We start from the raw sequence: 10,561 nt of genomic DNA on the forward strand, positions 1-10,561 counted from the left end.
GACGTTTCTTGCTGGTGGCTAAAATAGTCTCAAAGGGGGGGTATTTTTCTTTGAGCCAGGTTAATGTGGCCGCATTTAGGAGTACGATTTTGCCGTTAATCGTGCATACTGTGCGCTTTTTTGTGGGCCAAGGGACTAAGCACACATTTCATATTTCAACGAAAGACTAGTCTATGAGCACTGATAATAAGCAATCATTGCCCGCGATTACCCTCGCGGCGATTGGAGTTGTCTACGGCGATATTGGTACCAGCCCGTTATATACACTTCGTGAATGTTTGTCCGGCCAGTTTGGTTTTGGCGTTGAACGCGATGCCGTGTTTGGCTTTTTATCGTTGATCTTCTGGCTGCTAATCTTTGTGGTTTCCATTAAATATCTCACCTTCGTGATGCGGGCAGATAACGCCGGTGAAGGGGGGATCCTGACGTTGATGTCGCTTGCCGGGCGTAATACGTCGGCGCGAACCACATCAATGCTGGTGATTATGGGGCTAATCGGCGGCAGCTTTTTCTATGGTGAAGTCGTCATAACACCCGCTATTTCGGTGATGTCAGCCATTGAAGGTCTGGAAATCGTCGCCCCGCAGCTGGATACCTGGATAGTTCCCCTCTCAATTATCGTTCTCACTTTATTATTTATGATTCAAAAACATGGCACGGCTATGGTCGGTAAGCTGTTTGCGCCGATCATGCTGACCTGGTTTTTGATTCTGGCAGGACTGGGGTTACGTAGCATTATTGCTAACCCGGAAGTGCTGCATGCGCTGAATCCGATGTGGGCGGTGCATTTCTTCCTTGAATACAAAACGGTTTCTTTTATTGCATTAGGGGCAGTGGTGCTGTCGATTACGGGGGTCGAGGCGCTGTATGCTGATATGGGGCACTTTGGTAAGTTCCCGATTCGTCTGGCGTGGTTCACCGTCGTATTGCCTTCCTTAACTCTTAATTACTTCGGTCAGGGAGCGCTGTTGTTAAAGAACCCGGAAGCAATTAAGAACCCGTTCTTCCTGTTGGCACCGGACTGGGCGCTGATCCCGCTGCTGATCATCGCCGCACTGGCGACGGTAATCGCCTCGCAGGCTGTTATCTCTGGCGTCTTCTCATTGACGCGTCAGGCGGTACGTCTGGGATATTTGTCGCCGATGCGCATTATTCACACCTCCGAAATGGAGTCAGGGCAAATCTATATTCCGTTTGTGAACTGGATGCTCTATGTCGCGGTCGTGATTGTGATTGTCAGCTTTGAGCACTCCAGCAACCTGGCGGCGGCGTACGGGATTGCGGTGACCGGAACCATGGTGCTGACGTCTATTCTCTCGACTACCGTGGCACGTCAGAACTGGCACTGGAATAAGTATTTTGTTGCGCTGATCCTGATTGCTTTCCTTTGTGTCGATATTCCATTGTTCACCGCTAACCTCGATAAACTGCTCTCCGGCGGCTGGTTGCCATTGAGCCTCGGTACGGTGATGTTTATCGTGATGACCACCTGGAAGAGCGAACGTTTCCGTTTGCTGCGGCGGATGCATGAACATGGTAACTCTCTGGAGGCGATGATTGCTTCGCTGGAGAAATCACCGCCCGTTCGCGTGCCCGGGACCGCGGTGTATATGTCACGTGCAATCAACGTCATTCCCTTTGCGCTGATGCATAACCTTAAACATAACAAGGTATTGCATGAGCGGGTGATTCTGTTAACTCTGCGCACCGAAGATGCGCCATATGTCCATAACGTCCGTCGGGTACAGATTGAACAACTGTCGCCCACGTTCTGGCGCGTGGTGGCAAGTTATGGTTGGCGAGAAACGCCAAACGTGGAAGAAGTATTCCACCGCTGCGGTCTGGAAGGATTAAGTTGCCGGATGATGGAAACCTCCTTCTTTATGTCGCATGAGTCGTTGATCCTCGGCAAACGCCCGTGGTATTTGCGTCTGCGCGGTAAGCTGTACTTGCTGTTGCAACGTAATGCGCTGCGTGCGCCGGATCAATTTGAAATCCCGCCAAACAGGGTTATCGAACTGGGTACTCAGGTCGAAATCTAACGCCAGACGCCTCCTTTCTCCATAAGGGGGCGTTTTTGTTTTCATGGTTAATCACCATGTAAAACGTTTCGAGGTTGATCACATTTCCGTAACTTCACGATGGTTTTCCCAACTCAGTCAGGATTAAACTGCGGGTCAGCGAAACGTTTCGCTGATGGAGAAAAAAATGAAAAAAGGCACCGTTCTTAATTCTGATATTTCATCGGTGATCTCCCGACTGGGACATACCGATACGCTGGTGGTGTGTGATGCAGGTTTACCCATCCCCAAAAGTACAACGCGTATCGATATGGCATTAACCCAGGGTGTACCTTCTTTTATGCAGGTGCTGGGCGTCGTCACAAATGAAATGCAGGTCGAGGCAGCCATTATCGCGGAAGAGATCAAACAACATAATCCGCAACTCCACGAAACGTTGCTCACTCACCTTGAGCAGCTGCAAAAACACCAGGGAAATACCATTGAAATTCGTTACACCACGCATGAACAATTCAAACAACAAACCGCAGAAAGTCAGGCGGTAATTCGCAGCGGAGAATGTTCTCCGTATGCGAATATCATTCTCTGTGCTGGCGTGACGTTCTGAGGCCGTCATGGAAGCATTACTTCAGCTTAAAGGCATCGATAAAGCCTTCCCGGGCGTAAAAGCCCTCTCGGGTGCAGCGTTAAATGTCTATCCTGGCCGCGTGATGGCGCTGGTGGGCGAAAACGGTGCGGGTAAATCCACCATGATGAAAGTGCTTACGGGTATCTATACTCGCGATGCCGGTACGCTTTTATGGCTGGGGAAAGAAACGACGTTTACCGGGCCGAAATCTTCCCAGGAAGCCGGGATTGGGATTATCCATCAGGAACTGAACCTGATCCCGCAGTTGACCATTGCCGAAAACATTTTCCTCGGTCGTGAGTTTGTTAATCGCTTTGGCAAAATTGACTGGAAAACCATGTATGCCGAAGCGGATAAATTGCTGGCTAAACTTAACCTGCGCTTTAAAAGCGACAAGTTAGTGGGCGATCTTTCCATCGGTGACCAGCAAATGGTTGAAATAGCCAAAGTGCTGAGCTTTGAGTCGAAAGTCATCATTATGGATGAACCGACCGATGCGCTGACCGATACCGAAACCGAATCCTTGTTCCGCGTCATCCGCGAGCTGAAATCGCAAGGCCGCGGTATTGTCTATATTTCCCACCGCATGAAAGAAATCTTCGAGATTTGCGATGACGTTACCGTTTTTCGTGATGGGCAATTTATTGCTGAGCGTGAAGTAGCATCACTGACCGAAGATTCGCTGATTGAGATGATGGTGGGCCGCAAGCTGGAAGATCAATATCCGCACCTGGACAAAGCGCCAGGAGATATTCGCCTGAAAGTCGATAATCTCTGCGGACCTGGCGTTAACGATGTCTCTTTTACTTTACGCAAAGGCGAAATTCTTGGCGTCTCTGGTTTGATGGGCGCAGGTCGTACCGAACTGATGAAAGTGCTCTACGGCGCACTGCCGCGCACCAGCGGTTACGTCACCCTGGATGGGCATGAAGTTGTTACCCGTTCACCGCAGGATGGCCTGGCAAACGGCATTGTGTATATCTCCGAAGACCGTAAACGTGACGGTTTAGTGCTGGGCATGTCAGTAAAAGAGAATATGTCGCTGACCGCGCTGCGCTACTTCAGCCGCGCTGGCGGCAGTTTGAAGCATGCCGATGAACAGCAGGCAGTAAGTGATTTCATTCGTCTGTTTAATGTGAAAACGCCGTCGATGGAACAGGCAATTGGTCTGCTTTCCGGTGGCAATCAGCAAAAAGTGGCGATTGCCCGTGGTCTGATGACACGCCCCAAAGTGTTGATCCTCGATGAGCCTACCCGTGGCGTAGATGTCGGCGCGAAAAAAGAGATCTATCAACTGATTAACCAGTTCAAAGCCGATGGCTTGAGCATCATTCTGGTGTCATCGGAGATGCCAGAAGTATTAGGCATGAGCGATCGCATCATCGTCATGCATGAAGGGCATCTCAGCGGGGAATTTACTCGTGAGCAGGCCACCCAGGAAGTGTTAATGGCTGCCGCTGTGGGCAAGCTTAATCGCGTGAATCAGGAGTAAAAAAATGACAACCCAGACTGTCTCTGGTCGCCGTTATTTCACGAAAGCGTGGCTGATGGAGCAGAAATCGCTTATCGCTCTGCTGGTGCTGATCGCGATTGTCTCGACGTTAAGTCCGAACTTTTTCACCATCAATAACTTATTCAATATTCTCCAGCAAACCTCGGTGAACGCCATTATGGCAGTCGGGATGACGCTGGTGATCCTGACGTCGGGCATCGACTTGTCGGTAGGTTCTCTGTTGGCGCTGACCGGCGCAGTTGCTGCATCTATCGTCGGCATTGAAGTCAATGCGCTGGTGGCTGTTGCTGCTGCTCTCGCGTTAGGTGCCGCAATTGGTGCGGTAACCGGGGTGATTGTAGCGAAAGGTCGCGTCCAGGCGTTTATCGCTACGCTGGTTATGATGCTTTTACTGCGCGGCGTGACCATGGTTTATACCAACGGTAGCCCAGTGAATACCGGCTTTACTGAGAACGCCGATCTGTTTGGCTGGTTTGGTATTGGTCGTCCGCTGGGCGTACCGACGCCAGTCTGGATCATGGGTATTGTCTTCCTCGCGGCCTGGTACATGCTGCATCACACGCGTTTGGGGCGTTACATCTACGCGCTGGGCGGCAACGAAGCGGCAACGCGTCTTTCTGGTATCAACGTCAATAAAATCAAAATCATCGTCTATTCTCTTTGTGGTCTGCTGGCATCGCTGGCCGGGATCATTGAAGTGGCGCGTCTCTCCTCCGCACAACCCACGGCGGGGACTGGCTATGAGCTGGATGCTATTGCTGCGGTGGTTCTGGGCGGTACGAGTCTGGCGGGCGGAAAAGGTCGCATTGTTGGGACGTTGATCGGCGCATTAATTCTTGGCTTCCTTAATAATGGATTGAATTTGTTAGGTGTTTCCTCCTATTACCAGATGATCGTCAAAGCGGTGGTGATTTTGCTGGCGGTGCTGGTAGACAACAAAAAGCAGTAATAACGACTACAGGACATCTTGAATATGAACATGAAAAAACTGGCTACCCTGGTTTCCGCTGTTGCGCTAAGCGCCACCGTCAGTGCGAATGCGATGGCAAAAGACACCATCGCGCTGGTGGTCTCCACGCTTAACAACCCGTTCTTTGTATCGCTGAAAGATGGCGCGCAGAAAGAGGCGGATAAACTTGGCTATAACCTGGTGGTGCTGGACTCCCAGAATAACCCGGCGAAAGAGCTGGCGAACGTGCAGGACTTAACCGTTCGCGGCACCAAAATTCTGCTGATTAACCCGACCGACTCCGACGCAGTGGGTAATGCTGTGAAGATGGCTAACCAGGCGAACATCCCGGTTATCACTCTTGACCGCCAGGCAACGAAAGGTGAAGTGGTGAGCCACATTGCTTCTGATAACGTACTGGGCGGCAAAATCGCCGGTGATTACATCGCGAAGAAAGCGGGTGAAGGTGCCAAAGTTATCGAGCTGCAAGGCATTGCCGGTACATCCGCAGCCCGTGAACGTGGCGAAGGCTTCCAGCAGGCTGTTGCTGCTCACAAGTTTAATGTTCTTGCCAGCCAGCCAGCAGATTTTGATCGCACTAAAGGTTTGAACGTAATGCAGAACCTGTTGACCGCACATCCGGATGTTCAGGCTGTATTCGCGCAGAATGATGAAATGGCGCTGGGCGCGCTGCGCGCACTGCAAACTGCCGGTAAATCGGATGTGATGGTCGTCGGATTTGACGGTACACCGGATGGCGAAAAAGCGGTGAATGATGGCAAACTAGCAGCGACTATCGCTCAGCTACCCGATCAGATTGGCGCGAAAGGCGTCGAAACCGCCGATAAAGTACTGAAAGGTGAGAAAGTTCAGGCTAAGTATCCGGTTGATCTGAAACTGGTTGTTAAGCAGTAGTTTTAATCAGGTTGTATGACCTGATGGTGACATAAATACGGCATCGACAGATGAACGTGTAATATAAAGAAAAGCAGGGCACGCGCCACCCTAACACGGTGGCGCATTTTATGGACATCCCGAATATGCAAAACGCAGGCAGCCTCGTTGTTCTTGGCAGCATTAATGCTGACCACATTCTTAATCTTCAATCTTTTCCTACCCCAGGCGAAACCGTAACCGGTAACCACTATCAGGTTGCATTTGGCGGCAAAGGCGCTAATCAGGCTGTGGCTGCTGGGCGTAGCGGTGCGAATATCGCGTTTATTGCCTGCACTGGCGATGACAGCATTGGTGAGAGCGTTCGCCAGCAGCTCGCCACTGATAACATCGATATTTCTCCGGTCAGCGTGATCAAAGGCGAATCAACAGGTGTGGCGCTGATTTTTGTTAATGGCGAAGGTGAGAATGTCATCGGTATTCATGCCGGCGCTAATGCTGCCCTTTCCCCGGCACTGGTGGAAGCGCAACGTGAGCGTATTGCCAACGCGTCAGCATTATTAATGCAGCTGGAATCACCACTCGAAAGTGTGATGGCAGCGGCGAAAATCGCCCATCAAAATAAGACTATCGTTGCGCTTAACCCGGCTCCGGCTCGCGAACTTCCTGACGAACTGCTGGCACTGGTGGACATTATTACGCCAAACGAAACGGAAGCAGAAAAGCTCACCGGTATTCGTGTTGAAAATGATGAAGATGCAGCGAAGGCGGCGCAGGTACTGCATGAAAAAGGTATCCGTACTGTACTGATTACTTTAGGAAGTCGTGGTGTATGGGCTAGCGTGAATGGTGAAGGTCAGCGCGTTCCTGGATTCCGGGTGCAGGCTGTCGATACCATTGCTGCCGGAGATACCTTTAACGGCGCGTTAATCACGGCGTTGCTGGAAGAAAAACCATTGCCAGAGGCGATTCGGTTTGCTCATGCTGCCGCTGCGATTGCCGTAACACGTAAAGGCGCACAACCTTCCGTACCGTGGCGTGAAGAGATCGACGCATTTTTAGACAGGCAGAGGTGACGCTTGGCTACAATGAAAGATGTTGCCCGCCTGGCGGGCGTTTCTACCTCAACAGTTTCTCACGTTATCAATAAAGATCGCTTCGTCAGTGAAGCGATTACCGCCAAAGTTGAAGCGGCGATTAAAGAACTCAATTACGCGCCATCAGCCCTGGCGCGTAGCCTCAAACTCAATCAAACACATACCATTGGCATGTTGATCACTGCCAGTACCAATCCTTTCTATTCTGAACTGGTGCGTGGCGTTGAACGCAGTTGCTTCGAACGCGGTTATAGTCTTGTCCTTTGCAATACCGAAGGCGATGAACAGCGGATGAATCGCAATCTGGAAACGCTGATGCAAAAACGCGTTGATGGCTTGCTGTTACTGTGCACCGAAACGCATCAACCTTCGCGTGAAATCATGCAACGTTATCCGACAGTGCCTACTGTGATGATGGACTGGGCTCCGTTCGATGGCGACAGCGATCTTATTCAGGATAACTCGTTGCTGGGCGGAGACTTAGCAACGCAATATCTGATCGATAAAGGTCATACCCGTATCGCCTGTATTACCGGCCCGCTGGATAAAACTCCGGCACGCCTGCGGTTGGAAGGTTATCGGGCGGCGATGAAACGTGCGGGTCTCAACATTCCTGATGGCTATGAAGTCACTGGTGATTTTGAATTTAACGGCGGGTTTGACGCTATGCGCCAACTGTTATTACATCCGCTGCGTCCTCAGGCCGTCTTTACCGGAAATGACGCTATGGCTGTTGGCGTTTACCAGGCGCTGTATCAGGCAGAGTTACAAGTTCCGCAGGATATTGCGGTGATTGGCTATGACGATATCGAACTGGCAAGCTTTATGACGCCACCATTAACCACTATCCACCAACCGAAAGATGAACTAGGGGAGCTGGCGATTGATGTACTCATCCATCGGATAACCCAACCGACCCTTCAGCAACAACGATTACAACTTACTCCGATTCTGATGGAACGCGGTTCGGCTTAGATTTACGCTGTCTTTTGATCAAATTATTACCATCGGTTGTTTTCAGAAGCATGAACATTGCTGCTGAAGCAACAGTAATAATGCCCATCGTGATAAACGTATAGTGGAATTGTTCGACAGTCGTTGTGCCTTCCATCCCTTCATAAACGCGAAGGACGGCCGCACTTACAGCAACGCCTAAACTGATAGACAGTTGCTGCGTGACCGCCAGAACACTGTTACCGCTGCTGGCGTTGTCATCGGTCAGATCGGCAAGTGTGATGGTATTCATCGCGGTAAATTGCGTCGACATAGCCATCCCTAATATAAACAACGGCAAGATCAGCATCCATATCGCCATTGCCGGTGATTGCAAAGAGAACTGAGCGATCATTAGCCCAATAATCACCGTGATCCCCACTAATGTATGGCGATAGCCCAGACGACGTAAGACTTGGGTAACCATCGATTTTGCAATAATGGAACCTAACGCTGTCGGTGCCATCATACAGCCGGCAATAAACGCCTGATAACCAAATCCTACCTGTAACATCAATGGCATAAGGAACGGTACACAGCCGGTCCCCAGACGGGTTGCAATATTACCTACGATACCGATCGAGAAAGTGCGGGTTTTAAATAAATCTAATGAAATTAATGGGTTTGGCGTGCGTCGTGCATGGAGAATATAGAGAAGCAGTAACCCGATGCTGGTGACAATTACCGTCAAGGCAATCCAACTGGCGACAATCTTTTCCCCGAATAGCTCTATTCCGCTTGAGAATAGAACAAGGCTAAGGCCAAACAGCAAAAAGCCAGTGATATCGAATCTGCGTCGTGCGGTGGTGAAATTGGGCATATGTTTGCGCGCGTAAAGAAGGCCCGCAATACCTATGGGGATATTGATTAAAAATATCCAGTGCCAGGTTGCCCAGGTGACCAGCACGCCGCCAAGAACGGGGCCTAAAATTGGCCCCACCAGACCCGGCATGGCGACAAAATTCAATACAGGAAGAAGCTCATTACGAGGATAAGCGCGCAGTAAGGCCAGCCGAGCAACAGGCATCATCATTGCGCCGCCTATCCCCTGAATAACCCGGAAGACAACCAGCTGTGGTAGCGAGTTAGAAAGTGCGCAGGCCAGAGAACCCAACGTGAACAGACTCACGGCAAGGGTAAATATGCGACGCGTACCGAAGCGATCGGCTAGCCATCCGCTTACAGGAATAAGCATCGCCACCGTCAGCGTATAACTGATGATGGCTGATTGCATCGCGAGAGGAGAACGATTAAGGCTATGAGCGATTGCGGGTAAGGCGGTATTCAGAATAGTGGCATCAAGTGCCTGCATGAAGAAGGCCATCGCCGCGATCCACGGCAAACCCGCCATACTGCGCTTCTTTTTATCGCTCATTCAATGTCCTGTTATCGGGTTATCACTTATCAGGTGAGCGTAGCAGCGCCTGACAAGCTTTAAATGCCGCGTCGCCATCGCTTTGGATAATCGCATCGACAATCGCCTGATGCAGATCCAGCTTTATCACTGTGTCGCTGGTAATTGACGTGAAGTAAGTGTGATAAACCGAATGGAATAGCGAGGCGAATGAGGTCAAAAACGGATTGGCGCTCATTTCATAGATATGCTCATGCCAGGCCATATCGACCTCAATCCAGCGTTCACGGCGAAAGTTCTCTTTTAATGCCACCATTTCGGCCATTAACGTATTGAGATGCGCCTTCTGTTCCGCGGTGCCAACCGTTGCAGCCAGTAGGCAAGCTTGCGGCTCCAGACAGATACGCATAACCAGAAAGTGATCGATGACCTGATGAAAGTTCTCTTCTGTCATCCACCAGGTAAGCAATTCCTGATCAAGAAAATTCCAGTTCGATTGTGGCATTACCCGGGTACCAATTCGCGGTCGCGGTAAAACCATCCCTTTTGCCGTTAACGTTTTGACCGCTTCGCGTACCGCTGTACGACTCACTCCAAATTGCTCGCCCAGCTCAATCTCACCGGGCAAAATGGTGCCGGGTTCATATTCACCTTTTAAGATGCGTTGCGCCAGCTTCTCAGCCAGAACATACGAAAGGTTTTTCTGTGCAGCTAACTGTTGTGCGCTTAAAGGCATTACTAATCTTCCTTTTTCTTTTTATTCCTCCTTAGTATGCCACCAGGAAGTGTGATTACGGTTGCAAAAACGGCAAATTGCTTGTTTTATGGCACATTAACGGGGCTTTTGCTGAAAAAATGCGCGGTCAGAAAATTATTTTAAATTTCCTCTTGTCAGGCCGGAATAACTCCCTATAATGCGCCACCACTGACACGGAACAACGGCAAACACGCCGCCGGGTCAGCGGGGTTCTCCTGAGAATTCCGGCAGAGAAAGCAAAAATAAATGCTTGACTCTGTAGCGGGAAAGCGTATTATGCACACCCCGCGCCGCTGAGAAAAAGCGAAGCGGCACTGCTCTTTAACAATTTATCAGACAATCTGTGTGGGCACTC

9 protein-coding genes are annotated in these 10,561 nt (G+C 50.4%); 7 read left to right on the forward strand and 2 right to left on the reverse strand.

Going from position 1 to position 10,561, the window contains the following annotated elements:
* The first annotated feature begins 173 nt into the window (after positions 1-173).
* The 7 genes from kup (at position 174) to rbsR (ending at position 8,077) form a co-directional block, all read left to right on the forward strand.
* Complete coding sequence (gene kup / locus ACJHXB_RS17815) at positions 174-2,042, forward strand: low affinity potassium transporter Kup (RefSeq protein WP_000102319.1); 1,869 nt, start codon at positions 174-176, stop codon at positions 2,040-2,042.
* 166 nt (positions 2,043-2,208) lie between these two features.
* Positions 2,209-2,628, forward strand: coding sequence for a D-ribose pyranase (rbsD, locus tag ACJHXB_RS17820; protein ID WP_000715936.1), 420 nt, complete (start codon positions 2,209-2,211; stop codon positions 2,626-2,628).
* Between the two features lie 7 nt (positions 2,629-2,635).
* Positions 2,636-4,141 carry a ribose ABC transporter ATP-binding protein RbsA gene (rbsA, locus tag ACJHXB_RS17825; RefSeq protein ID WP_000387770.1) on the forward strand — a complete coding sequence of 502 codons (1,506 nt, stop codon included), beginning with the start codon at positions 2,636-2,638 and terminating at the stop codon, positions 4,139-4,141.
* 4 nt (positions 4,142-4,145) lie between these two features.
* Positions 4,146-5,111 (forward strand): ribose ABC transporter permease, encoded by a 966-nt coding sequence (rbsC, locus tag ACJHXB_RS17830; RefSeq protein ID WP_000211858.1) that lies wholly within the window; start codon positions 4,146-4,148, stop codon positions 5,109-5,111.
* A 24-nt stretch (positions 5,112-5,135) separates the two neighbouring features.
* The gene (gene rbsB, locus ACJHXB_RS17835) at positions 5,136-6,026 is read left to right on the forward strand and encodes a ribose ABC transporter substrate-binding protein RbsB (RefSeq protein WP_001056273.1); all 891 of its coding nucleotides are present in this window, start codon (positions 5,136-5,138) and stop codon (positions 6,024-6,026) included.
* 125 nt (positions 6,027-6,151) lie between these two features.
* On the forward strand, positions 6,152-7,081 hold the full coding sequence (gene rbsK / locus ACJHXB_RS17840; protein ID WP_001361088.1) for a ribokinase: 930 nt from the start codon (positions 6,152-6,154) through the stop codon (positions 7,079-7,081).
* Positions 7,082-7,084: 3 nt separating this feature from the next.
* Positions 7,085-8,077, forward strand: coding sequence for a ribose operon transcriptional repressor RbsR (gene rbsR / locus ACJHXB_RS17845; RefSeq protein ID WP_000224462.1), 993 nt, complete (start codon positions 7,085-7,087; stop codon positions 8,075-8,077).
* Here rbsR and mdtD read toward each other — a convergent pair.
* Both mdtD and ACJHXB_RS17855 read right to left on the reverse strand, forming a co-directional pair.
* Positions 8,043-9,470, reverse strand: coding sequence for a multidrug transporter subunit MdtD (gene mdtD, locus ACJHXB_RS17850; RefSeq protein ID WP_001280852.1), 1,428 nt, complete (start codon positions 9,468-9,470; stop codon positions 8,043-8,045). The two genes, rbsR and mdtD, sit on opposite strands and share 35 nt — an antisense overlap.
* Positions 9,471-9,492: 22 nt before the next feature.
* Positions 9,493-10,185 carry a FadR/GntR family transcriptional regulator gene (locus tag ACJHXB_RS17855; RefSeq protein ID WP_001131177.1) on the reverse strand — a complete coding sequence of 231 codons (693 nt, stop codon included), beginning with the start codon at positions 10,183-10,185 and terminating at the stop codon, positions 9,493-9,495.
* Between the last annotated feature and the right edge of the window lie 376 nt (positions 10,186-10,561).

The organism is Escherichia sp. WS3227_2 (assembly GCF_046486495.1).
Classification (GTDB): Bacteria; Pseudomonadota; Gammaproteobacteria; order Enterobacterales; family Enterobacteriaceae; genus Escherichia; species Escherichia coli.